This is a genomic window from Xanthomonas sp. NCPPB 1754, from assembly GCF_041475725.2.
Classification (GTDB): Bacteria; Pseudomonadota; Gammaproteobacteria; order Xanthomonadales; family Xanthomonadaceae; genus Xanthomonas; species Xanthomonas euvesicatoria.
The window spans coordinates 4,594,326-4,617,880 of sequence record NZ_CM192982.1; the positions used below are offsets into that span (position 1 = coordinate 4,594,326).

The window sequence follows — 23,555 nt, forward strand, 5'->3', positions numbered from 1 at the left end:
GCCGGCGCCGCACTGCCGGCCGCCGGCGCCTTTCATCTCACAGTGCATTGCGCGCAAAGTCCCCGAATCCATCCGCCAAAGTATGCGCCAAGCCCTCCCGGGCGCCCAGCGCGGCTTGCGTGAGGGAGTGAAAAGCGCGTTATGATCGGCGACTCACGCCGCTTGCCCTGGATGTGGACGATGCGCCGAATCACGGTTTGCCTGCTCCTGTTGTTGGCTCCGCTTGCCGCCCTGGCATCGGACCAGCTGATCGACGGCGATCATGACAGCTGCATCAGCACCAACTCGGCCGCGCGCGGCAGGACACCGGCGCCCGAAGCCGCACCGGCACGCAACAGCCCGCACAAGGCCACGCCGTCCACCGGCGGCGGCGGTGGCAGCGATGGCGATTCGTTATTCCCGCGCATGCGCACGATGCCGCGCTGGCACAGTTTCCTGCCGGGTATGTTCCGCTGATCCAGTGGTTGATGCGCTGGCTGCGCCGGCCGCCTCCAGACATTGCTGATGCGCTGTGGCAGCGGCTGTGCGGCAGTTGCGCCTGGGTCGCCGCGCTCGATCCACTCCGCCAGCAACGCCTGCGCGCATTGACCGCGCAGTTCCTGCAGCAGAAGACCATTTCGCCTGTCGACGGGCTGCAGCTGCAACCGAACGATCAACTCGTGCTGGCCGCGACCTGCTGCCTGCCGCTGCTGGAAATCGGCGCCGCCGGTTGGCGCGGCTGGTCGCAGCTGATCGTGTACCCGGATGCGTTTCGCGTGCAGCGCACCCACATGGATGCGGCCGGGGTGATGCATGCCTGGGACGACACCCTGATCGGCGAAGCCTGGGAGCAAGGTCCGTTGATCGTCAGCTGGGCCGATGTGCAAGCCGACCTGGACGACCCGCAGGCAGGCTTCAACGTGCTCGTGCATGAGATGGCGCACAAGCTCGATGCACTGGATGGCGCGCTCGACGGCACACCGCCCCTGCCGCGCGATGCGCAACGCGCCTGGGCGCGCGATTTCCAGCATGCCTACGATCTGTTTTGCCAACGCGTCGATGCGGGTCAGGACACCGAGATCGATCCGTATGCCGCCGAAGCCCCGGAGGAATTCTTCGCAGTGGTCAGCGAATATCATTTCTCCGCACCGCGCGTGCTTTTGCGCACGATGCCGCAGGTCGCCTTGCACCTGGAACGGTTTTACGGGCGCTCACCGTTTGCAGATTCAATGCAACGTTGATGCGCCGCGTCGCGGAGCGGCGTGCGGTATCGCACTTGGCAGGAGCAACCTGCAGCCGTCGCCCGAAGCAGACGCCGCGGGATCGACACAAGCCGGCTGTCGATACCACGCACGGTGCGATCGCTCGCCATGCACACTCACACCAATCCAAGATCGCGTGGCTTGGCACCTGGGAACACCCGCTCCAACTGCGCTGGCGACAGCCCCCACAGACGGCCGAGCATTCCGCCGAACAGGCTGCGGTAGTTGTTGAGCACCGGGTAATCGCGGTTTTGCAGCAGCTGCGCCTGTTCGACCGCCACCTGCTCGCCAGCGATGCGGCCGCCGCGCACGCCACCGCCCAGCACCCAGTACGTTGTGCCATGGCCATGATCGGTGCCCTTGCTGCCATTCTCGCGGAAGGTGCGGCCGAATTCGGAGATGACCACCACCACGGTATCGTTCCAGGCCGGGCCCAACGCATCGGCATAGGCAGCCAGCCCTTCGCCGAGATTGCGCAGGTTGTTGGCCAGGCCACCTTCCACACTGCCCTGGTTGGCATGCGTGTCCCAGCCACCGACGTCGACGAACCCCAGGCGATAGCGCTCGCGCATCAGGGTCGCCATGCGCCGGGTTTCATCGGCAAACGTGCGTGCACTGGCGGCGCCACGGCCGGCTTGCTCCATCTCTTCGCGCAACTGCGCGGTGACCTGCTGACGCAATGCCAGACCATCGCGCGCAGCGGCGGCCAGCGGCGTGCTGTCGTACATCTGCGACAGGATCTGCGCCTGCCGTGCATCCAGCCCGCCTTTGCCGATACTCCGCAACGACACGTTGGGTAAATCGCCACCGCCCTGGAACGTCAGCGGCAACGAATCGGTGAACGCGATGGCCGGCACGCCACTGAGCACGCCAGACAGGCGCGCCATGAACCCGGAGCGGTAATCGCGGTGCTTGCCGGCCTGGCCGGATTCGATATCGTCCTGGGTTTCGAAGTGGCTGCGCGATAGATCGTCGGTGCCGGCAAACGGCACGAAGGCCACTTGCTTGCGTTCCCACAGTGGCAGCAGCGTCTGGCCTACCACCGGGTTGAGACCCCACTGCGCATCCAGCGCCAGGGCACTGTTTGGATTGGCGGCATCTGGCCGCGCAATCGCCAGGCTCGGCCGCGACTGGTAATAAAAATCGCTGCCATGCGGTACCAGCAGATTATTGCTGTCGTAGCCGCCACGCAAAAACACCACCAGCATGCGCGCGCTATCGCGTGGCGCAGCGAACAGACGGCCGGCCCACGGCATGCTTGCAGCGGCGGCAGAGGCAAGCAGAAATTGACGTCGTTGCATGGTGTACTCCCGCGGCATTGAGCGCCTGGCATTCGTTGGATCGCTGGATCGGTTGTTGTTGCATCTGCGAACGTGACGCGTGGGCCTTGAATCGCCAGATCCGACTCGGCGCCATGGCCTTAGCGATAATTGAAGTCTGGCGACGACAGCAAGAACCCATTCCATTCGGCAGGCGAGCGCGCCTGCTCCAGCGCCTGCCGTGTGGCGGCCGACAGCGATGGCGCCAACCAGCGGTACGACGGGCGCGTATCGATCTGCACCGGCGCAGGAATCGGCGTCTGGTCGTCGCCCTCCAGACGAAACAACTGCTTCGGTGCGCCGCCGATCGAACGCGCCACCTCGAACCTGCGTGCCAGCTGCCCGGAACTGGTCCAGGCCTGCGACTGCAGCGACCAACCATCGGGCGTGATGCGACCAAACAACGGCTCACCCAGCTGCTGCACCCAACTGGCCATTGGCGCGGCATTGATCACCGGTTGACCCTCGTACGCCACCCGCATCGCCGACACCACGAACCGGTTCGGGTCCTTGAACTTGCGCGGTTGCGCCTGCGCAAACTCCGGCGACGCCAGCATGGTCTGCATGACCTTGGCGATATCGCCATCGCTGTGCTGGAAGGTATTGGCCATGCGCGTCACCAGCGCCGCAGGCGGGGCGTCGCTGACGAAGTACTCGGCCAGACGCTGCGAAATGAAATGCGCACAGGCCGGCTGGCGCACCAACACCTGCACGGCGTGTTCGATCTCATCCAGCCCACCGCTGGCAATGCGCTGGCCAAGCAGTATCTTGTCGCCGGGTTGGTGACGCGCCGGATTGAATTCGAACAGACCCTTGCGCACGACCTGCGCCTGCCCTGGCGCTGCAGGCGGCAACGGCGGCGCGCCATTGGCCTTGATCGGCACCAGGCCCGCGCCGGTGAGGATCAGCGCCAGTTGCTGCACATCCTGCTGGCCGTAGCCGCCGTGCACGCCCAGCGTATGCAGTTCCATCAACTCGCGTGCGTAGTTTTCGTTGACCTTGCCCTTGGCGTTCTTGGCGTTGTCCAGGTATTCCAGCATCGCCGGGCTTTCCAGCGTGGCCATCACCAGGTCGGCGAACTTGCCGGTGGCATTGGGGCGGATCGCATTTTCCATGTAGTCGGCCGCCATCCACTTCACCCGGGCCTTGTCGGCATACACGCTGAAATGATTGAGCCAGAACCACACCAGTTGCTCGCGCAGTTGATCCGGCGCGTACACCGCGCGCAACAGTTGCGCCTGCCGCGCCTGCACCAGCATCTGACCACCGCGCGCCTGCCATTCCTTGCGCAAGGCAACCTTCTCATCGCCATCGGGCATGGATTGCAGGCGGACCTTGTCGGCTTCGTACTGGGTCAGCAATGCCACCAGCGGGGTATGCAATGCGTCGAAGCGCTGCAGCTGCGCGCCTACCGCCGCGGGCAACGCAGCGTCGTCGCTGGGCTGCAACAAGAACGCACCAAAGCGCTTGGGGCCCAGCCGTGTCAGCTGCGTCGCGCTGCTGGCATCAACCCCATAGGTGGCCCGCTGCAGCCAGCGCATCTGCGATGGTGTCAGCGGCGTTTCGGCAGCCGTGCAGGTGAGCGCGTACAGGCTGCCGATCAACAGCGGCAGCACACGCCATCCTCGCGTGCGCCGCACGTGCGCGACGCGCGCATCCACGCCTACGGCCTGGCCAACTTGCTCGAACATGCAGCCCCTCCATCGCAACGGCTTGCCCGCCCAGTATGGGTAAGCCAACGCGTGAGGCGTTAAACGGTTGTCGGAACGCCAGCGCACATTGGCCACGGGTTCATCGGCCCTGCGGCGGTCACAATCCAGGCGGCAGGGTCACATCGAAGCGGGCACCGCCCAGTTCCTGCGAGCGCACCACCTGCAGCTCGCCGCGATAGCCCTTGATCAGGTCCTGCACGATCGACATGCCGATGCCATGCCCTTGCACACGCTCGTCGCCACGCACACCGCGCTGCAGAATCTTGGCCACGTCTTCCGGCGCGATGCCGGGGCCATCGTCTTCCACCGACAGAATCAGCCCGGCACGACGGCTACCGGTGGTGGGTCCCGGTTTTGCGGTCAGCAGCACCCGGCTGCGCGCCCACTTGAAGCCGTTTTCCAGCAAATTTCCAAGCAGTTCCTGCAAATCGCCCGGCTCGCCGTGAAAGCGTGCTTCGGGCGAAATATCGAATTCGCACAACACGCCTTTGACCGAATACACCTTCTCGAGGCCACGCACGATTTCTTCGGCGGTCGGTTCGATGGGCAATGGTGCCGCGAACAATTTGTGCCCGCTGGAAGCCGCACGCGCCAGCTGGTACGACACCAAATCGTTCATGCGGCGCAGCTGCACATCCATCTCTTCGTGCAGGTCGCGCTCGGACGCACCGCTATCGAGTTGTGTGCGCAAGACGGCAATGGGCGTCTTGAGGCTATGCGCAAGATCGGCCAGCGTGTTGCGCTGACGCTCCAGGTTGTCGCGCTCACTTTCGATGAAGGCATTGATGCTGTCGGTCAGCGGCTCCAGTTCGCGTGGATGCTGCTCGCTCATGCGCTGGATCTCGCCGCGCTGCACCTTGGTCAACTCGTTGATGACCCGCCGCAGCGGACGCAGGCTCCATTGCAGAATGAAGGCTTGCAGTACCAGCAACACCACACCGGCGCTGCCAAGGTAGAACCACACTGCACCACGGAACACGCGCAGCTGCGCACCCATCGAGCGCGCGTCCTCCATCACGTAGATGGTGTACGGAATCTCGCCGCCGTGCTCGCGTTCGACATAGCTCACGCCCAGCCCGTAGCGATACAGCTGGCCCAGGCTGCCGTCGATCTGGGTCATTTCCAGCGGGCCGATGAATTCTTCCTGGCGCGGCTCCAGCATGCGGCCATGCGGAATGTTCGGGCCTTCGGCCGACATCGAGGTCCAGCTTTCGTCCGGGCGTACAACTTCAACGTAGAGCCCGCCGCCAGGCACATCGAAGCGCGGATCGGGCGGTTGCCCGCCGATGTACAGCGACCCGTCGCGTACGAAATCGATATTGGCCGCATACGCGGAGGCGTAGTTCTTGAGCCGCTCACGCAGGTTCTTCTCAGCGGTGTCGGCAAACGCCACGTCCAGCGCGTAACCCGCCAGTGCCAGGAACGCCACCAGGCTGAGGCTGGCGGCCAGCAGCTGGCGGGCCTGCAATGAGCGCGGCCGCCAGCGTCTATACCACTTGGAGCGGCCCGGCACTTGGTCTTCCTGCTCGCTGACGCGCTGACTCAGCCTTCGGTACGCGGAATGGCGAAGCGATAACCGCGGCCACGCACGGTCTCGATCGGCTTGAGTTCGCCATCGGGGTCGAGCTTCTTGCGCAGGCGACCGATGAATACTTCCAGCACGTTCGAATCGCGGTCGAAGTCCTGCTGGTAGATGTGCTCGGTGAGATCGGCCTTGGAGACCAGTTCGCCGGCATGCATCATCAGGTACTCGAGCACCTTGTACTCGTAGCTGGTCAGATCGACGTTGGCGCCGTTGACGCTTACCGTCTGTGCCGCCAGGTCCAGCGCGACCGGGCCACATTCCAGCGTGGGCTTGCTCCAGCCAGCAGCACGCCGCAGCAGCGCGTTGACGCGCGCCAGCAACTCTTCGACATGGAACGGCTTGACCAGATAATCGTCGGCACCCTGCTTGAGGCCTTCGACCTTGTCCTGCCAGCTCGAGCGCGCGGTCAGGATCAGCACCGGAAACTTCTTGCCTTCATCGCGCAGGGCCTTGATCAGCTCCATCCCTGACATCTTGGGCAAGCCAAGATCGATGATGCCGACGTCGAATGGCACTTCGCGGCCCATGTAGAGACCTTCTTCGCCGTCCTGTGCAGCGTCGACCGCAAAGCCTTCGCGCTTCAGACGCGCCGCAAGGGTTTCGCGCAGCGGAGCTTCGTCTTCGACCAAAAGGATACGCATGCACTCTCCCTAGTTACGTTGTCGGCCAGCGGCCGGGGAATTTATAAGACTGAACGCAGAACTATCTACGTTCAGTGGTTATCGTCGCGTGGTGGCGCGTCGGGCGGCGGCAAGTTACGCGCAGGCGCAGCCTGCGTCTGCTCCGGCTCATACACGGTGTGCACGCGCCCATCTTTCATGTACTTGACCCGATTGAGATTGCCGCCATCGAACGGCACACGCTCGGCACCCAGGATCTGTCCACCGGTAGACCGCTGCACATGCCGAATGGTGTCCGACAGCGTGCGGCTATTGCCGCGTGCCGAGGGCGGCATCGCCTCGCGTCCGCTCTGCACCATCGGATAGCCCTGGCCCCAGGCCGACGGCGCGGCCATGGCAACCCAGAGGGCAACCAGAGCGACTTGGCGAGCGCGGCAGTGCATTTGGGTCACAAACAAATCCTAGCGGGTTGTTCAGAAACATTCAAAATTCGTGAAATCGACCACGCATACCTGAGGGTCGAGCGTCGGAATCGAGCCAAATTCTTGATTTTTCGGGGTGAATCCGATCTGAACTTTTTAGCTTCACGTTAACGGCATTCAGTGAAATGAATGCCGATCAGAGTGGCCGACACGGCGAGCACGCGGTATTACGGACGCGCCTGCTGCGGCAGCCACCGAAACGCTCGGAGATCCAGGCAGCCCGTTCAGGAATGCAAGCGGTGGGCCAACGTCAGGCAACCACGCGCCAGGACCGGGTGTCGGTGCGCTCCAGGGCCTGCTCGACCAGTTCCCAACCGGCGCCCGGGCGATGGGCGCCCTCGCTCAGGACCTGCCGGAACGCCCTGCCTCCAGGCTGACCATGAAACAGACCGAGGACGTGCCGGGTCATGTGCTTCAAGGCCAGACCCTGTGCCAGTTGGGATTCCACGTACGGCTGATAGGCGCGCAGCAAGGACTCGCGCGATTGCTCGGGCCGCTGGTTCAAGGCTGCATCCAGACAATGCAGGACGTACGGGTCATGGTAGGCGGCGCGGCCGAGCATGACGCCGTCGGCGTGCTGCAGATGCGCCATGGCCGTGTCCACGGCCACGATGCCACCGTTGAGCACGACCGGCAGACCGGGCCGCTCCTGCTTGAGCCGGTAAGCCCAGTCGTACCGCAGCGGCGGCACTTCGCGGTTTTCCTTCGGCGACAAGCCCTTGAGCCAGGCGTTCCGGGCATGCACCACCACCATGGCCGCGCCGGCTGCGACCACCTGGTCGACAAAGCGGGCAAACAGCGTGTAGTCGTCATCGTCGTCCACGCCCAGGCGGCACTTGACGGTGATCGGCACGTGGGTGGCCGCGCACATGGCCGCGACGCACTCGGCCACCAGCGCCGGCTCGCGCATCAGGCAGGCGCCGAAACGCCCGGCCTGCACACGGTCGGAGGGGCAACCGCAGTTGAGATTGATCTCATCAAAGCCCCACTCCTGCGCAATCGCCGCCGCCTGCGCGAGCAAGGCGGGATCGCTGCCGCCCAGCTGCAGCGCCAGCGGATGTTCCACCGCATCGAAGCCGATCAAGCGGGCGCGATCGCCGTGGATCACCGCGTTGGCGTGCACCATCTCGGTGTACAGGCGCGCGGACGGCGCCAACAGGCGGTGGAAGACCCGGCAATGGCGGTCGGTCCAATCCATCATCGGAGCGACGGACAGGCGCAGGGAGGCGGCGTAGCGATCGGCGGAAGCGGTCATCGACGAAGTGGCCGCAGCGAGCAGCCATTAGAATGCGAAGCAGGATCAACAGCTTACACGGGCGTCGATGAATCTGCGGCGGTGCGGAGTGGGCGGCTGGAGCGGCTGCTTTGGGACTTAGCTGCAGGATCGCCTACTCGTTGCGCCACGGGATCGCCCCCTATCAGCTGGCCGGCGACGAGCATGACGCGCGATTGCGAGTGGCGCTGGTGACGCGCTTGGGCGGCCAGCACCACGGGTGCGTTTTACTGTCGGAAACGGCAACAGCGCCGAAGATCGCGTTGACGCTGTTTTAGTTTCCCTCGCTCGCCAAGTGCGGGCGGTAACGGAGGCAGCGCTGCAGGATGCGCGGTGCCTGTCTGCGTTCGCCTCTGCGGCGAACGCCTTGCATCGTCAGTGACGAGCGGAGCTTTCCAGGTCCGGTGCCGCGGTGACCGCTGCGCCCGGACGAACCCGGAACTTACGGGTTACGGACACCGACACGCTCTTCGGCGCTCAGCGGCTTGCCCAGTGCATGGTAGGAGGCAACCAGCGTGATCAGGGCAGTGCCCATGACCGTGTAGAAGCTCCACGACTTGGCCAGCACATGCACCTGGCCGAACACCAGCGCAACCACGGCAGCGGCAGTGCACAGCACCATGGCCAGCAGCGACATCAGGAAGGGAATGGAGGGATCGAGCTTCATGGTCCGGGGGTTCCAAGGTGCGATGCGATAGCTGCAGCATCGGCGTTCCCGGCGCTTTCTTGAACTGTTTTCTGCGATTTTTTCCAGGCGATTTAAAGCAAGTCAGCAAGTACTCAGTTTTCTGTCAAAGCCTTGGCGCACAAGGGTTTGCGCGTCAGAAAAATCCTGACGCAATGGCGAAGATTTCACCGCCACTGTCAGAGATCCAGCGCGGCCGTGGCGGAAAACCGACGGCGCTGCAAGGCGCAGTTTGGGGGTACCAGACAGCGGTTCTGAGTGCTGCAATGGATGCGGCGATCCCGATCGACGCCGTCGACATGGCAGGTGCAGCAAGAGCTGGAGGATATGCAGCGACCGGGGGGCGCAGCGTGCACCCACAAGCGTGGCGTCTTCGCGAGAGCCGGGGCGTTGCGACAAGAGCGCGTGTGACTACAACCTGCTGCACGGCCGTTGGCCACGAGCAGCCGCCCGTTGCTTCTAGTGAGTGAAGCGCAACCACGGACGCATCGCGGCCGATGCGGCACGCTGTCAGGGGCGCGCCTGGCAGGCAAGACTGGCGCGCTCAGCGCGCCGGCACGGTGGCAAATTCGCCGCGTTGTAGCTTGGTCACATCGTTGCCCTGCCCGTCCTTGAGGCTGAGATCCGCGCCCTTGGCGGCGAGGTCCTTGAGCACGTCGGTGCGCTGGAACAACGCGGCATACATCGCAGCGGTCTGGCCGGCGTTGTTGCGCTGGTCCGGCGCGCAATCGGCCTGCATCAGGCGCTTGGCGATGCCCAGCTCGCCCTTGAAGATGGCGCCCATCAGTGCGGTGTTGCCGCGCTTGTCCTGCGCACAGGGATCGGCGCCGGCGCTCAGCAATTGCTCCACCGCCGGCCGCTGGCCGTGGTATGCGGCCAGGATCAGGGCCGTATAGCCCTTCTCGTCACGGGTATTGAGGTCGTAATGCGAACGGATGAATTCGGCCAGCATCTCCTGGCGGCCCTCACGCGCGGCGTCGAAGAAATACTCGCGCAGTTGCAGCTTGATCTGCTCAGGCGTGGCAGTGGCAGTGGCCGTTGCGCTGGCAGCAGATGCAGATGCAGATGCAGGCGACGCAGCGTTGGCAATCGCAGACACGCTGCCAAGCATCAGAAACAACAGGGTGCGCATAGGGATCTCCCGAAGTAAAGACGACACCGCGGCGCAGGCCGCGATGTCGTCGGGCGGATCAGTCCTGCAGGCTGGAGGCCAACTGCTTGACCCGCGCCAAATCGCCCTTGGCCACGCGGGTGACGCCGGTACCGTACTCGGGGTCGGCCTTGTACAGGAACGACAGCATCAGGTGCTTGCTTTCGGGGTCGGTGGTGGCCAGCGACTCACCGAAGCTCTGCACCAGATCGGCACGGTCCTTCTTGCTGTAGGAGCGATACAACTCGCCGGCCTGCTTGAAGTTCTGCTCGCGGGTGATCTTGGCCTGCTGGGTGGTGCCCGACAGCGGCAGCTCGCTGTAGCGCGCAGCGGTGTCCTGCGGACGCGGCTCCAGGCGGCTCGGCTCGTAGTTCACCACACTGGTGGTCTGGCCGATGTTGCCTTGCCCATCCTGATTGCCGTTGTTGACCGCTACACGCGGGCGATTGACCGGCAGGCTCAGCCCATTGGCACCGATGCGATACAGCTGGGTGTCGGCGTAGGAAAAGATACGGCCCTGCAACAGGCGGTCTTCCGAAGGTTCGATACCCGGCACCAGATTGGCCGGCGCCATGGCCACCTGCTCGGTTTCCTGGAAGAAATTATCGACGTTCTTGTTCAACACCATCTGGCCGACCTTCTGCTCCGGCACGTCCGGCCAGATCTTGGTGGCGTCAAGCGGGTCGAAATCGAACTTGGCCAGGTCTTCCGGCTTGAGCACCTGCACGTACAAATCCCATTTCGGGTAATCACCCTTCTTGATCGCAGCGACCAGATCGTTGGTCAGGTGGCTGTAGTCCTTGGCCTGCACCGCGGCGACCTGCTTGGGATCGAGGTTCTTGATGCCCTGCAGCGTCTTCCAATGGAACTTGACGTAGTGCACTTCACCCTGCGCGTTGACCAGCTTGTAGGCGTGTACGCCATTGCCGTCCATGAAGCGATAGCCGGCCGGCGTGCCCTCGTTGGAGTACAGCAGGGTCAGCGTGCGCGTGGCTTCTGGCACGTGCGAGAAGAAATCGAAGCGACGCGAATCGTCATCCAGATTGGTGCGCGGGTCCGGCTTGAACGCGTGCACCATGTCGGGGAACTTGATCGCATCGCGAATGAAGAAGGTGGGGAAGTTGTTGCCGACCAGATCCCAATTGCCTTCGCTGGTATAGAACTTGGTAGCGAAACCATGCGGGTCGCGCAGCGTCTCCGGCGAATGGTTGCCATGAACCACGGAAGAAAAGCGCACGAACACCGGAGTTTTTTCGCCGGCGCTGAAGACCTTGGCCTTGGTCAGGCTGGAGAGATCGGCAGTGGCGGTGAACTCGCCTTTGACGCCGGTGCCGCGCGCATGCACCACGCGCTCGGGAATGCGTTCGCGATCGAAACGCTGCAGCTTCTGGATCAGCTGCACGTCCTGCAGCAGCGTCGGGCCGGTGGCACCGGCTGTCTGCGAATTCTGGTTATCGCCGACCTTGGCCCCATTGTCGCGGGTCAGAACGGATTGGGCGAAGACCGGCGGAGCGATCAACGTCGGGGCTAGCAGGGCTAGCACCATGAGGTGTCCAGGGCGCATGGCGTCAGCTCGTTTGAGGAGGCTGAATCATCGCTAGCAGGCCGGAGCGTGAGAAGTCGTTAGTTATGATCGCTTCGATAGGGGAAGATGATGATGACTGCGTTGCGTGATATGCATCGCCAAACTCGCGAGCGGTACATAGCAAATAACCGCATTATCAAGCGCTACGTGCGTCATTGCGTTTTTTTGCGAGACCTGAGTTTCAATCGCGCGCAGCCAATGTTGCGCTGCAGGATCATGCGCAGTGTGGATGACGCGAGTGGCCCATTGCGCATCGCGCGATGCAGGACTGGGCCACGTCTGCAGCGCCGATTATGCAGAGCCGCGGCACGAGATCCTCCAACGCTGCAGCTACACCATTGCGCGTATGCCGATGCGGTACGACTGGCCATGCTCCCTGTGTAGCTGCACAGCGCGGCGCTGGCTTGCATCGCGCAACATCCGAACCGGCGCGCTACATCCGTATCGGCTGCGCCATCACCGTCGCACGCGAGATTGCACATTGCGATGATGATGGCACTGGCATCGCCAGGCGATCTTCAACGCCCGATCACCCGCTTGAACGGCGGCAAGGCATCGATGATGCGTTTACCGTAGCGACGGGTGAGCAGGCGCGAGTCGAGGATGATCACGCGGCCGTGGTCGCTGGAGCTGCGGATCAGGCGGCCGGCGAATTGGGTGAGCGTGCGCAACGCATGCGGGATGGCGATCAGGTTGAAGGCGTTGTGCCCGCGGCTTTCCAGCCATTCGCTCAAGGTGGAGGTTTGCGGATCGGTGGGCACGGCGAACGGCACTTGGGTGATGACCACGGTGGTGCAGGCTTCACCGGGCAGATCCAGGCCTTCGCCGAAGGAATTGAGGCCGAACAATACCGAGCCTTCGCCGGCGCCGATGCGGCGCAAATGTTCGGTGATCAGTTGCGACTTGTTGCCTTCGCCCTGCACCAGCACGCGATTGCGTTGCGCCAACGGCATCAGGTCGGCCACCTTTTCCATCTTCCAGCGCGAAGTGAACAACACGATGCTGCCCTTGGCGTTCCAATCCAGTTCGCGCACCAGATACTTGGCCACTTCCTTGGGATGGCCTTCGCGGTCGTCGGGAGTGACCGGAAAATTGGGGACGATCAATTCGGCCTGGTTGGGCAGGTCGAACGGCGAGGCCAGCGATGCCATTTCGGCGTGATCGGGCAAGCCATTGTCGATGGCGAAGGATTGGAAATCGCCGCCACCGGTCAGCGTGGCCGAGGTCATCACCACCGAATCTACCTCGTTCCAGATCATCGTGCGCAGCACCTGCGCGGCCGACACCGGCGAGCAATGGCAGATCAGGTCGCCATCGCGCGAGAGGGTGATCCAGCGCGCCATCGGCGGCTGACCTTCCTTGTCTTCGCGGCGCCAGCCACTCCACAGATTGTGTTGCTGCTCGGCCATCTCCAGCGCCAGGCCGAGACTGCGCTGCAGACGTTCGCGCGCGGAATCGTCCTGTTTTCCCTTGGCAATGGCGCTGTGTGCGGCATGCACCCAGTTGAACAGTGCGCGGGTTTCTTCGCCAAGCTCTTCGATGGCCGGGCCCCACTGCGGCGGCAACTTGCCATTGGCCGCGCGCCACAGCGGATCGCGCTCGCCGGGCTCGGGCTTCCACACGCGTTCGACCTCGGCGTGGAAGGCCTTGAGCAGTTTGGACACGCGCGCAGCCACCTCGATGGCTTCGTTGGGCAGCAAGTTGCCCAGCTTGTCCTTGTCCACTGCGCGATAAGCGGCCGCGATGAGGAGCTGCAGGCGCCCGGTGCGCCTGGCCATCTCATCCAGCGGCAGGTTCGCCGCGCCCTGGTCGATCGCCACGCCGGCGATGTGGTGGCCTTCGTCGAGTACCAGCAGCATGTCCGCTGGCGGGGCGATCAGCGGCTGGCCGTTTTCGGCATCGCCCAGCGACAGCGACGACAGCAGCAAGGCGTGGTTGGTGACCACGATCTGCGCCTCGCGTACATCGGTGCGCGCCTTGAGTACCGGACATTGCGCCGCGTAGCTGCAGCGGCGCCCCGCACAGCCGGAGGCCGGCGTGGTGATGCGCATGCGCAGCGGCACGGAGATCTGTTCCGGCGCATCGTCCAGATCGCCATTCCAGGTGCGGGCGGCGTAGGCCTTGGCCAACCGTTTGGCCAGATCCGCATCGACGGGGCTGAGCGGGCGGTCGTACAGCGCCTGCTCGTCTTCGAACATGGCGTTCTGACTGGTGTCGCCTTCCAGTTCGGCGGCATTGCGGGTGCACAGATAGCGGGTACGGCCCTTGGCCAGCGCCACGGTCGCTTCCAGTCCGGTGGCCTTGAGGAAGGCCGGGATGTCGCGTTCCACCAGCTGCGATTGCAGCGCCACGGTGCCGGTGCTGATGACCAGTTTTTTCTTGGTCGCCAGTGCGATCGGCACGCCGGCGGTGAGATAGCCCAGGCTCTTGCCCACGCCGGTGGGCGCCTCGGCGATGCCGATGCCGCCGGAGGTGGCCAGGGCACGGGAGACCAGGCCGATCATCTGGCTCTGTGCGCGCCGCGTGGCAAAGCCCGGCGTATTGGCCTGCAGCTTGGCGTAAGCGTCGCGGATGCTGGCCTTGATCGGGTCGGTCAGGCTGCGCTGGGTGGAAACGGGCGCCGACGGCGCGGCCGGTGGGGCAACTTCACTCATCGCGCTATTTTCGCACGGACCGGCGCAGTGACTGCGACCGGCGCGCCGCACGGCTGAACAGGTTGCCTGCTTGCGGCGGCCACCCGGCCATTCCCACGCCGGTGCGACAGACAGCTGCGCCGCCGAGGGCATGGTTCGATTCTCCGATCGTGGCCAAGCACCGGCCGCCTGCAGGCGCTCGCCGCCGGCGCGCCCCGGAAGGCGGCGCAGTGAATGCCGATGCACGAAACGCCGTTGTCTTTAACGCGTCGGCAGGATCGATGCGCGCTCAGTTCCGCTGCCGGCGTGCCGGCCACGCATGGCGCGCCCACACCAGGCCGATGGCCGCCATGGCCACGCCCATCAACAGCATGCCGGCGCCGACGCCATTGGGCCCGAAATGTTCGTACAACAGGCCGCCGCGATTGACCGCCGCCAGCGCCTGCGGATGCAGCAGCGTCCACACGCCCTGCCCGGCACAGACCAGTCCAACGACCACCAGCAAGATGGCTTTGAGCGGGATCACGGGCGCGGACCAGTGCCAGCCGGCAAACGCTGCAGGCTGGCCGCCAGCGTCCACACCAGTACGCCGATGCCGACGGCCTGCATGGCCATCAGCACGAAGTGGGCGATGCCGACCACCATGCTGATCTGGCGCACGTTGCCTTGCTGCAGCAACACCATCGGAATCGCCTGGACGGCGACCTCGGCGAACAGGCAGCCCAGCAGCAGCCAGAGCGCGGCCAGCCCCGCGCGCCGCAGCGGGCTATGCGGTACGCGCCACAACAGAGCCAGCCCGAGCAGCACCGCAATCAGCATCGGCACGCGCGACAGCAGGCTGGTGACCAGGGTCAGCAGGATCGCGGTGGCATCGGCGCTGCCCACGTCAGTCGGCACTGACCAGCACGGCCTCGCGCGCGCGCAGCGCGGCATAGACCGGGTCGGTGTCCGGGCGCACGCCATGCCACAGCGCGAAGCTCTCGGCAGCCTGTTCCACCAGCATGCCCAGTCCATCGATGGCGTACCGGCATTGCGCCGCGCGCGCCCAGGCCAGAAACGCAATGGCGGTGTCGCCGTAATTCAGATCGACCGCGGCCGTCAGGCTGTTGACCAGACCCAGTGGCAATGCAAACGCACCGGCATCGCGGTCGCGACCGGCCGCAGTGGCATTGACGATCAGTTCGAAGTCGCCCAGCTCGCGCAGGTCTTCGATGTAACGCGACGTCACCCGCGCAGGCTCGCCCAGCGCATCGCACAAGGCATCGGCGCGCTCGGGCGAGCGGTTCACCACCACCATTGCGGTGATGCCCGCCTCCAGCAGCGCCGGCGCCACACCGCGTGCAGCGCCACCGGCGCCCAGCAGCAGCACGCGGCGGCCACGCAGATCCAGGCCCTGGCGTTCGGTGAGATCGCGCACCAGGCCGGCGCCGTCGGTGTTGTCGCCCTGCCACTGGCCGTCGTTGCGCACCAACGTGTTCACCGCCCCGGCCAACCGGGCGCGATCGCTCAGGCTGCTGGCCAGCGCATAGGCGGCTTCCTTCAACGGCAGGGTGACGTTGGCGTCCTTGCCGCCCTCATCGGCGAAGCGTTGCAACGCGGCGCTGAAATCCTCTAGCGGCGCGTCGATGGCGGTGTACTCCAGCGCAATGCCGGTCTGCTTCCCGAACTCGGTGTGGATGGCCGGCGACAGCGAATGGGCGACGGGGTGACCGAACACGGCATAACGGGATACGGGCATGAAACGCTCTCTGGTTGACTAGACTGTGCGCGACTTGGAGCCGCTCTTGAGGCAGGAACACCGCATGCACTATCGATGGACGCTGCTTACGCTGGCGGCAAGTTTACTCTGCGTCCCGTCTGCTTCGGGGCTTGCTGAATTCGGTATCGAGGGCATGGGTGTGGTCTCCACGCCGGCCAACGAGGCGCGCGCCACGCTCAGCCCGGACGGGCAGCGCATCGTTTGGGCCAGCGACCGGGCCGGTGGCACCGGCGGCTGGGATCTGTGGCAGGCGCAGCTGCGCGGCGGGCGTTGGCAGGACGCGCAGCCGCTGCCGATCAATACCGCGCAGGACGAGACCACCCCATTGTTCAGTGCCGACGGCCACTGGCTGCTGTTCGCCTCCACCCGGCCCGGCGGCGCCGGCGGCAGCGACCTGTACCGTGCACCGGTGGATACGCAAGGCGCCGTGGGCCCGGTGCAATCGCTGGGCGCGGCGATCAACAGCGCCGGCAACGAGCGCGCACCGACGCTGTCGCTGGACGGCACACGCCTGTTGTTCGCCAGCGACGGTCATGGCGGTGCTGGCGGCATGGATCTGTTCGTCGCGCGCTGGGATGGGCAGGCGTTCACCACGCCGGTGGCCCCGGTCGACATCAATAGCGCAGCCGACGAGCTGGACGCAGCCTGGCTCGGCGACGGGCGCGCGTTGGTCTGGGCCCGGGGGAAGACCAATGGCCCCAGCCAGTTGCTGCTGGCCATCTGCAAGGACGGTCGTTTTGCCCAGGGCTTGCCGCTGCCACTGTCGTTCAACGGGCCGCAGGAGCGCACTTTTGGCGCGGTCGTGGATACCGCCAAGCCGGGCGAATTGCTGGTGACCGGCAGCGCCCGTGCGCCGCGCGCAGGGCAGTTGGACATCTACCGGATGAAGGCACCGGCAGCCGACGGCGATGCGAATTGCCGTTGAGGTGGATGGGTGCATAGGTCCGATCGAGACGATGTTGCCTGGGCATTCGCCGCAGAGCTGCTGATCACTTCCAATGCGGGGACAAGCAAACCGTGCGACGCGACGTGCTCATTCTTCGATAAACAGCCCGCGAACTGACTGGCGTTGTGCCTGCGCCGCTTGCGGGACCGTTGGCGGCATAGCTGCCGCCGTTGAACCACATGAATGGGTTCATGGCGTGTCCCGCGCGCGACGAGGACAGCGCACGCTCGACCGTCGAGGCGTTGTTGATGGGTCCAACAGGTCATCAGCCGACACAACGCTGCACCAATGCCATACAAACGTAGAACGCCAGCCACTCGGAGTGGGCGCGTATCCGTCGTCCACGGTGGTCTGCGGCTCTCTACTCTGCGCACCCGCACAATGCTCACTGGCCAGGTTCTGCTAGCCGATGTAAGGCGGGGCTGGCGCCATCAGCGCCGCGCTCAATACACATCGCGTCGATAACGGCCGGCCGCGGTCAGCGATTCCAATCGCGTGTCGCCGAGCAGTTCTCGCAAGGTTGCAGCGACCTCGCGCGCCATGCTGTCCAGACTGCCGCAGACGTAAATGACCGCGCCGCGGTCGATCCAGTGTCGCAGCGTGTCGCCGGCGTCGCGCAAGTGATGTTGCACATAGCGTTTTTGTGGTTGATCGCGCGAGAACACCCACTCCAGCTGCTGCAGATGCCCGCTCGCCTGCCAGGCCTGCAGCTCGTCGGCGAACAGGCGGTCGTGCGCCGCATGCCGTTCGCCGAACAACAACCAGTGCCCATGCACGCCGGCCAACTCGGCCTCGCGTAGCAGCGCGCGCAGGCCCGCAATGCCGGTGCCGTTACCGATCAAGACCATCGGCATTGTTTCGAGCCGATGAAACCCGGGATTGGTGCGCAACCGTGCGCGCACCGGCGTGCCGATCGCCGCATGGCAGATCAACCACCCCGAACCCAGACCGGGACTGCCATCGGCACGCGCCGTCAGCCGCACCACCACCATCGCGGTGCCGTCAGCCGGTACGCTGGCGAGCGAATAATCGCGTGTGGGCAGCCAGGCGCAAGCATCCAGCCAGGTCTGCGGATCAGGGCGATGGGCAAGCGGCGTTGCGGGCGGCTCGGGCAGGACGCGCTCGGCGGCAGCCTGCTGCAATGGCAGCAGCTGCGCATCCACGTGCACCAGTGCGTCCGGCGCCAGGCCCCATGCCGCCAGACAGGCGCGCACCTGTGCTTGGGCATGCGCAGGCTGCACTTCGAGGATGTCGCCGGCCTGCCACTGCGCATCGGCAGGCGGCTGCAGATCGACGCGCCAGATCGGCGCCCCCTCGCTGCGCGGATTCAGATGCATGCGCGAAGACAGGGTCCATTCGGTCAATTTGGGCCGTGCCAGCGGCGCCACGCGCATGGGTGCACCGGCGATCTGGCCCAGCTGCGTATGCCATTGCGCCAGCGCCTGCGGGTCGACGTTATCCAGTTCCACCGCAGGAAACAGCGCGCGTGCACCTTGCGCATCCAGCCACTGTTCGACACGCCGCGAGAACCCGCAGAACTGCGCATATTGGCGGTCTCCCAGCGCCAGCACCGCGTAGGTCAGGTGCGGCAATTGCAGGCGTTGCCGCAGCAGCCCACGCTCGAAACCGCGTGCCGCATCCGGTGGCTCGCCATCGCCAAACGTGCTGATCACAAACAGCGCATGCCCGGTGCGTTGTAGCGCCTGCGCATCCAGCTGCGCCAGCGAGCACACCTGCACCGGCAAGCCGGCGGCCTGCAGATGCCCGGCGGCCTGCCACGCCAGGCGCTCGGCAAAACCGCTCTGGCTGGCAAACGCAATCAACCACGGCGCCGCTTGCGAGGCCGGTGCTGCGTCTTGCAACACCTTGCGCGCAGCGCGCAGTTCGCGTTTTTTGCGGCGCCGATCCAGATACAGCATCCAGCCGGTGACGAAGAACACCGACATGCCCAGGCTGGCGAGCATCACCACGATGCGCCCGGGCAACCCGAAGAAACTGCCCGAATGCAGCGGGAACATGCTCGCCGCCAATTGCTGCCCGCGCGGCAGCAGCGCGTAGTCCAGGCGCTGCAGCAGTGCTCCGCTGTCCGGCGCGATATCAAGACTGTTGTAGGCGCGATCGTGAGCGGGATGGTCGGGCAAGAACCGCACATTCAACGGCTGCCCGGCGCGCGCGGGAATGCGCAGATCCAGGGCGGCGCTGCGCGTGGCGGGAATGCCATCGAGCGTGCGCTTCACGCGTGCAAGATCGACGGTGGCCGGGCGGTTATCGCCTTTGTCGCCGCGTATCGCAGGCAGGCCGCCAAGCAAGGCCATCATGCCATCGCGATACCAGGGGTAGGACCAGGTCAGCCCGGTCAGCGCGACCAGAAAATACACCAGCAAGCACCAGGTGCCGAACACCGCGTGCAGGCTCCACAAAAAACTGCGCCCCTGCCGCCGCCATTCCACCACCCACCAGGTGCGCGGGCTCCACCACCGTCGCGGCCAGCGCAGATACAGCCCAGATGCGCAGAAGAACAGCAAGATGAAGGCGCTCGCACCGGTGACCGCCTGCCCGCGTTTGCCGGCCGTCAGATTGCGGTGCAGGTCTTCGATGAAGGCAAACGCAGTACTCAGCCGCGGCGGCGCGACCCGCTCACCCGTATAGGGATCGAAATACACCCGGCCCGCGCCCTTGCCGGAGAGGCGCGCGGCAGACGGGCGCGCACCAGTGGGATCGATCAACAGGCGCGTCACCGTCTGTTTCTGCCCGGCACCGGCTGGCGCCAGATCGAGCCGTTGCAGCAACACATCCACCGGCAAGGGCTGCTCGCCCGCCGCATGCCGTTGCGCCAGTTGCGCAATGGCCGGATTGGCCATGCGCACGATCTCGTTTTCGAACGACATCGCCGCGCCGGTCAACCCCATTACCGACAGCACCAGCCCGGCAGTGATGCCGAGCAGCCAATGCAGCTGGAACAGGAGCGTCTTGATCAAGACCTGGACACGAAACAGGACGGCCGCCCATTGTAGATGAGAATGAGTCTCGCATCCGATCTGCATCGATAACGACGGCGTTCTATGGCTCGCTGCACGCCGCGCCCGGCAGCGGTCTGTCTGGTCTGACGCGTGCTGCCGCGCCGTCATCTGCCGCACATGGCGCGGTCATCGTTTGGACATCGCGCCTTGCCACCTTCCTCACTTCCCTTGGCAAGCGAGCTCTGCAATGTCCTTCCTCCTGCGCGGTTGTGTGGCCCTGGCAGTGTTGTGCACGACCTCCGTGGCGATGGCCGCCACCCGTTGTCCCAGCCTCTACGCGAATGGCACCCCGCCGAGCGTGGGCAGCAGCACGACCCGCGCCACCGAGGTCTGCCACACCGAATACGTGTTGCTGGCCTCGGGCGTGACCAAGGACCCGGTGTATTCGGCCGAGCACCTCACCGACCAACAGGTTGCCGGCGCCGAGGCGATCGGCCGGGTCGGCTCCTTCCACGACGAAACCGGCATCCCCGCCGCTGATCGCTCGAAAAGTTCCGACTACACCAATACCGGCTACGACCGCGGGCACATGACGCCGGCCGGCGATGCATCGACCGAAATTTCGGAAAAAGAAACATTTTCCATGGCCAATGTCGTCCCGCAGGACCACAAGCTCAACACCGGCGAGTGGGCGCACATCGAAGAGCAGGTGCGTCAGCTGGCCAAGCAGCACGGCGAGTTGTACGTGGTGACCGGCCCGGCGTTCGACAGCGGCACTGCAACGACGATCGGCACCGACAACGTCGCCGTCCCGACGTATGTGTGGAAGGCCATCTACGAACCGGGCGTGGGCGCGGGCGCGTATCTGTGCGTCAACGACAGCAGCATCAACTGCGACGTGGTGTCGATCGACGACCTGGTCGTGATGACCAACGTCGACCCGTTCCCCTCGCTCAGCGCCAGCGTGAAGTCGCAGGCGATCGCGTTGGTGCTGCCCTGAGATGAGAGACGGGATTTGGGATTTGCACCACTATCAGTTGCTGGCTCGGCGCTACGCCGTCACCAGGCGCGTTGCGCGGCTGACCCGGAAATTTCAAGCGTAGCGCGCCGGTCCTGTTGCGGCGTACGCAAGCCATACCATCAGAAGGTTTGAACGCTAGTGCATGGGAGCGACGTGCCGTCTTGCATCTGATGCAGGCGGCACGTCGACATCCCCGCGATCCAGCGGGCGCTGGTGCATCTGTCAGGCTAACGACCTGCCCATCGAACCAGGCCGCCCGCTCCGGATCCTACTGCGCGCAGGCGACTGCTTGGCCGACGCGAGCGGCCCTCATTCTTGCGCAACTGAGTGGCAGCGTCGTCGCACCGTGCTCGCGCTCAGCGTGTTTCGCGCAACCAGCGCGCCACTTGCGGCGCGAAATAGGTCAACACGCCATCGGCGCCGGCACGCTTGAAGGCCATCAATGCTTCGAGCACGCACTTGCGCTCGTCCAGCCAGCCGTTGGCTGACGCCGCCTTCAGCATCGCGTACTCGCCGCTGACCTGATACGCAAAGGTCGGCACGCGGAATTGATCCTTCACCCGGCGCACTACATCCAGATACGGCATGCCCGGCTTGACTATCACCATGTCCGCGCCTTCTTCCAAATCCAGTGCGATCTCGCGCAAGGCTTCATCGCCGTTGGCCGGGTCCATCTGGTAGGTGGTCTTGTCGGCCTTGCCCAGATTGCCGGCGCTGCCTACCGCATCGCGGAAGGGACCGTAGAACGCCGAGGCGTACTTGGCCGAATACGCCATGATCCGCACGTTGAGATGATCGTCGGCATCGAGCGCGCGGCGGATCGCACCGATGCGGCCATCCATCATGTCCGAAGGCGAAATGATGTCCACGCCCGCCTGCGCATGCGACAACGATTGCTTGACCAAGGCCTCGACCGTGATCTCGTTGAGCACATAACCCTTCGCGTCGATGATGCCGTCCTGGCCGTGGGTGGTGTACGGGTCCAGCGCCACGTCGGTCATGACGCCCAGCTCCGGGAAGCGCGACTTCAACGCCCGCACCGCGCGCTGCGCCAGGCCGTCCGGGTTCCAGGCTTCGGCCGCGTCCAGGCTCTTGCCGGCCGGGTCGATCACCGGGAACAGGTCGATCACCGGGATGCCCAGTTCCAGCGCGTTTTCCGCCTCGCGCAGCAGCTCGTCCAGCGACAGGCGTTCCACGCCGGGCATCGACGCGATCGGCGCGCGGCCAGGCAGTTCGTGTACGAACACTGGCCAGATCAGGTCATCGGTGGTCAGCGTGTTCTCGCGCATCAACCGACGCGAAAACCCATCGTGGCGCATGCGGCGGGGGCGATAGTGCGGGTGGGCCATGACAAGGCTCCTGTAGACAGCGCATCAGTTTACGCCCGCCATGATGCGCAGAACGCGCTGCGACGCAGTGTCGCAGCGCTGCAACGGCACGCGGGTTCTTGCTCGCTTTCTCTCAGCCACAGGTCGAGCAAGGCGCCGACGTCTGGCGATGCAGACCCTGCCGGACACGCGCGCACCCGACACATGCACACGCAGGTGCGCATCGCCGCCTTGTCGAGAGCCCGTTAGATAATGCCGCCGCCCAGGGTCAGGCGCATCACCCCGACCACGATCACCAGGCCGTTGAGCACCAAGCCGGTCTTGGCACGGCCACGGTTGCCTGCCGAGGTGAACAACAGCGCGATGGCGGCGATCAGCGCGCCCACCGCCGCGAACGGAATCAGGAACCAGTTGCCCCAACCCAGCAGCGGAATGAAGGCCAACACCATCCAGAGCAGCGCCACGATGCCCCACAACAGGCTGATCAGTCCCACGTGCCACCTCGTCTTGAAGAAAGCACGAGCTTACCGGCGCGGCCGTCCTCACGCCGTGGGCGGGTGGTCATCATGACCAATGGCGGTTTGGCGGCAGCCTCACACCGGCATGGCTAGGGTGCGCCAAAGTGCGGCGCGATTCAGTCCAGGCGCCGGATCATCGCTGCCACTACGCGGATTTCGTTACCCAGCTTTCATCACCCAAGGGGGGTCCACCATGCACAAGCAATCGCTGATCAGGAACGTCGCCATCGCCGCGGCGACCGCCGCCTTGCTGGCCGGTTGCGCCAGTAGCTCCAAGGTGATGCTGGGCCAGGCGCGCGCGCCGATCGACCCGGCGCAGGTGCAGGTGTATTCCAACGCCCCGGTCGGCTCGGTGGAAATCGCCCAGCTCGAATCGACCAGCGCCGCCGGCTTCGGCACCCAGGGCCAGACCGACGCTGCCGTGCAACGCCTCAAGCGCGAAGCCGCAAAGCTCGGCGCCAACGGCGTGGTCATCGTCGGCGTAGGCTCCGAACGCTCCGGCGGCGGCCTGTCGGTGGGCGGTGGCAGCTACGGCGGCCGCGTCGGCGGCGGCTTGGGGATCGGCATCCCCACCACCCAAAAGCGCGCGGCCGGAGTGGCGATCTGGGTGCCGGCGGGGGCACAGCAGCGTCCTGCACCGGACGTCTCCCCAGCGACGCGGTAAAGCCCGCAAAGAATCACCCGCATCACTGCGCCAGGGCGCGACGGAAGGCTGTTTGCGGCCTTTTATCGCGCCCT

Annotated in this window: 21 protein-coding genes; 5 read left to right on the forward strand and 16 right to left on the reverse strand. The window is 65.1% G+C overall.

Going from position 1 to position 23,555, the window contains the following annotated elements; all coding sequences use genetic code 11:
• Positions 1 to 141 precede the first annotated feature (141 nt).
• Both ACCQ15_RS19830 and ACCQ15_RS19835 read left to right on the forward strand, forming a co-directional pair.
• Positions 142 to 456 carry a hypothetical protein gene (locus ACCQ15_RS19830; protein WP_008576447.1) on the forward strand — a complete coding sequence of 105 codons (315 nt, stop codon included), beginning with the start codon at positions 142 to 144 and terminating at the stop codon, positions 454 to 456.
• Between the two features lie 8 nt (positions 457 to 464).
• Entirely contained in the window at positions 465 to 1,220 is a 756-nt protein-coding gene (locus ACCQ15_RS19835; protein WP_031424684.1) for a M90 family metallopeptidase, read from the forward strand.
• Between the two features lie 137 nt (positions 1,221 to 1,357).
• On the opposite strand, the gene ACCQ15_RS19840 is transcribed toward ACCQ15_RS19835, so the two are convergent.
• The 13 genes from ACCQ15_RS19840 to aroE all read right to left on the reverse strand — a co-directional run bounded on the left by ACCQ15_RS19840 (position 1,358) and on the right by aroE (position 16,023).
• Positions 1,358 to 2,542 (reverse strand): DUF1501 domain-containing protein, encoded by a 1,185-nt coding sequence (locus ACCQ15_RS19840; RefSeq protein WP_029820642.1) that lies wholly within the window; start codon positions 2,540 to 2,542, stop codon positions 1,358 to 1,360.
• Between the two features lie 119 nt (positions 2,543 to 2,661).
• Positions 2,662 to 4,251: a DUF1800 domain-containing protein gene (locus ACCQ15_RS19845; protein ID WP_372157501.1), complete on the reverse strand. Its 1,590-nt coding sequence runs from the start codon at positions 4,249 to 4,251 to the stop codon at positions 2,662 to 2,664.
• A 118-nt stretch (positions 4,252 to 4,369) separates the two neighbouring features.
• A complete protein-coding gene (locus ACCQ15_RS19850; RefSeq protein ID WP_008576455.1) occupies positions 4,370 to 5,740 on the reverse strand; it encodes an ATP-binding protein in 1,371 nt (456 codons plus the stop codon).
• A gap of 74 nt (positions 5,741 to 5,814) precedes the next feature.
• Positions 5,815 to 6,498 carry a response regulator transcription factor gene (locus ACCQ15_RS19855; RefSeq protein WP_002808458.1) on the reverse strand — a complete coding sequence of 228 codons (684 nt, stop codon included), beginning with the start codon at positions 6,496 to 6,498 and terminating at the stop codon, positions 5,815 to 5,817.
• A 71-nt stretch (positions 6,499 to 6,569) separates the two neighbouring features.
• A complete protein-coding gene (locus ACCQ15_RS19860) occupies positions 6,570 to 6,935 on the reverse strand; it encodes a hypothetical protein (protein ID WP_029820643.1) in 366 nt (121 codons plus the stop codon).
• A gap of 274 nt (positions 6,936 to 7,209) precedes the next feature.
• Entirely contained in the window at positions 7,210 to 8,214 is a 1,005-nt protein-coding gene (gene dusA / locus ACCQ15_RS19865) for a tRNA dihydrouridine(20/20a) synthase DusA (RefSeq protein ID WP_008576458.1), read from the reverse strand.
• 460 nt (positions 8,215 to 8,674) lie between these two features.
• A complete protein-coding gene (locus ACCQ15_RS19870) occupies positions 8,675 to 8,899 on the reverse strand; it encodes a hypothetical protein (RefSeq protein WP_008576462.1) in 225 nt (74 codons plus the stop codon).
• Positions 8,900 to 9,461: 562 nt separating this feature from the next.
• Entirely contained in the window at positions 9,462 to 10,049 is a 588-nt protein-coding gene (locus ACCQ15_RS19875) for an ankyrin repeat domain-containing protein (RefSeq protein ID WP_011348925.1), read from the reverse strand.
• A 58-nt stretch (positions 10,050 to 10,107) separates the two neighbouring features.
• A complete protein-coding gene (gene katB, locus ACCQ15_RS19880) occupies positions 10,108 to 11,613 on the reverse strand; it encodes a catalase KatB (RefSeq protein WP_372380967.1) in 1,506 nt (501 codons plus the stop codon).
• A 557-nt stretch (positions 11,614 to 12,170) separates the two neighbouring features.
• Positions 12,171 to 14,306 (reverse strand): ATP-dependent DNA helicase DinG, encoded by a 2,136-nt coding sequence (gene dinG / locus ACCQ15_RS19885; RefSeq protein ID WP_057681239.1) that lies wholly within the window; start codon positions 14,304 to 14,306, stop codon positions 12,171 to 12,173.
• 268 nt (positions 14,307 to 14,574) lie between these two features.
• Positions 14,575 to 14,811, reverse strand: a complete 237-nt coding sequence (locus ACCQ15_RS19890; RefSeq protein WP_031424700.1) for a hypothetical protein — start codon at positions 14,809 to 14,811, stop codon at positions 14,575 to 14,577.
• Positions 14,808 to 15,182, reverse strand: a complete 375-nt coding sequence (locus ACCQ15_RS19895) for a hypothetical protein (protein ID WP_031424702.1) — start codon at positions 15,180 to 15,182, stop codon at positions 14,808 to 14,810. Before ACCQ15_RS19895 ends, ACCQ15_RS19890 begins: the two co-directional genes overlap by 4 nt.
• Positions 15,172 to 16,023 (reverse strand): shikimate dehydrogenase, encoded by an 852-nt coding sequence (gene aroE / locus ACCQ15_RS19900; protein ID WP_372380968.1) that lies wholly within the window; start codon positions 16,021 to 16,023, stop codon positions 15,172 to 15,174. The genes ACCQ15_RS19895 and aroE overlap by 11 nt, the downstream gene beginning before the upstream one ends.
• Positions 16,024 to 16,087: 64 nt before the next feature.
• Between aroE and ACCQ15_RS19905 the strand changes: the two genes are divergently transcribed.
• Positions 16,088 to 16,969 carry a TolB family protein gene (locus ACCQ15_RS19905; protein WP_136732941.1) on the forward strand — a complete coding sequence of 294 codons (882 nt, stop codon included), beginning with the start codon at positions 16,088 to 16,090 and terminating at the stop codon, positions 16,967 to 16,969.
• 464 nt (positions 16,970 to 17,433) lie between these two features.
• On the opposite strand, the gene ACCQ15_RS19910 is transcribed toward ACCQ15_RS19905, so the two are convergent.
• Positions 17,434 to 19,968 (reverse strand): PepSY domain-containing protein, encoded by a 2,535-nt coding sequence (locus tag ACCQ15_RS19910; protein ID WP_372380969.1) that lies wholly within the window; start codon positions 19,966 to 19,968, stop codon positions 17,434 to 17,436.
• A 229-nt stretch (positions 19,969 to 20,197) separates the two neighbouring features.
• Here ACCQ15_RS19910 and ACCQ15_RS19915 point away from each other — a divergent pair, with 229 nt between their 5' ends.
• Positions 20,198 to 20,950, forward strand: a complete 753-nt coding sequence (locus ACCQ15_RS19915) for a DNA/RNA non-specific endonuclease (protein ID WP_122273174.1) — start codon at positions 20,198 to 20,200, stop codon at positions 20,948 to 20,950.
• Between the two features lie 377 nt (positions 20,951 to 21,327).
• Here the strand turns inward: ACCQ15_RS19915 and hemB are convergent, their stop codons facing one another.
• The gene (gene hemB, locus ACCQ15_RS19920) at positions 21,328 to 22,320 is read right to left on the reverse strand and encodes a porphobilinogen synthase (RefSeq protein ID WP_372380970.1); all 993 of its coding nucleotides are present in this window, start codon (positions 22,318 to 22,320) and stop codon (positions 21,328 to 21,330) included.
• Between the two features lie 224 nt (positions 22,321 to 22,544).
• Positions 22,545 to 22,787, reverse strand: coding sequence for a hypothetical protein (locus ACCQ15_RS19925; protein WP_017156266.1), 243 nt, complete (start codon positions 22,785 to 22,787; stop codon positions 22,545 to 22,547).
• Positions 22,788 to 23,010: 223 nt separating this feature from the next.
• Here ACCQ15_RS19925 and ACCQ15_RS19930 point away from each other — a divergent pair, with 223 nt between their 5' ends.
• Complete coding sequence (locus ACCQ15_RS19930) at positions 23,011 to 23,481, forward strand: hypothetical protein (protein ID WP_008576484.1); 471 nt, start codon at positions 23,011 to 23,013, stop codon at positions 23,479 to 23,481.
• Positions 23,482 to 23,555: the final 74 nt, after the last annotated feature.

Bases quoted from the DNA above. Each gene is read 5' to 3' on its own strand.
- hemB (WP_372380970.1), bottom strand. From the start codon at position 22,320: ATGGCCCACCCGCACTATCGCCCCCGCCGCATGCGCCACGATGGGTTT.
- aroE (WP_372380968.1), bottom strand. From the start codon at position 16,023: ATGCCCGTATCCCGTTATGCCGTGTTCGGTCACCCCGTCGCCCATTCG.
- ACCQ15_RS19840 (WP_029820642.1), bottom strand. From the start codon at position 2,542: ATGCAACGACGTCAATTTCTGCTTGCCTCTGCCGCCGCTGCAAGCATG.
- ACCQ15_RS19855 (WP_002808458.1), bottom strand. From the start codon at position 6,498: ATGCGTATCCTTTTGGTCGAAGACGAAGCTCCGCTGCGCGAAACCCTT.
- ACCQ15_RS19905 (WP_136732941.1), top strand. From the start codon at position 16,088: ATGCACTATCGATGGACGCTGCTTACGCTGGCGGCAAGTTTACTCTGC.
- dinG (WP_057681239.1), bottom strand. From the start codon at position 14,306: ATGAGTGAAGTTGCCCCACCGGCCGCGCCGTCGGCGCCCGTTTCCACC.
- ACCQ15_RS19930 (WP_008576484.1), top strand. From the start codon at position 23,011: ATGCACAAGCAATCGCTGATCAGGAACGTCGCCATCGCCGCGGCGACC.
- ACCQ15_RS19875 (WP_011348925.1), bottom strand. From the start codon at position 10,049: ATGCGCACCCTGTTGTTTCTGATGCTTGGCAGCGTGTCTGCGATTGCC.
- ACCQ15_RS19830 (WP_008576447.1), top strand. From the start codon at position 142: ATGATCGGCGACTCACGCCGCTTGCCCTGGATGTGGACGATGCGCCGA.
- katB (WP_372380967.1), bottom strand. From the start codon at position 11,613: ATGGTGCTAGCCCTGCTAGCCCCGACGTTGATCGCTCCGCCGGTCTTC.
- ACCQ15_RS19845 (WP_372157501.1), bottom strand. From the start codon at position 4,251: ATGTTCGAGCAAGTTGGCCAGGCCGTAGGCGTGGATGCGCGCGTCGCG.
- ACCQ15_RS19870 (WP_008576462.1), bottom strand. From the start codon at position 8,899: ATGAAGCTCGATCCCTCCATTCCCTTCCTGATGTCGCTGCTGGCCATG.
- ACCQ15_RS19915 (WP_122273174.1), top strand. From the start codon at position 20,198: ATGTCCTTCCTCCTGCGCGGTTGTGTGGCCCTGGCAGTGTTGTGCACG.
- dusA (WP_008576458.1), bottom strand. From the start codon at position 8,214: ATGACCGCTTCCGCCGATCGCTACGCCGCCTCCCTGCGCCTGTCCGTC.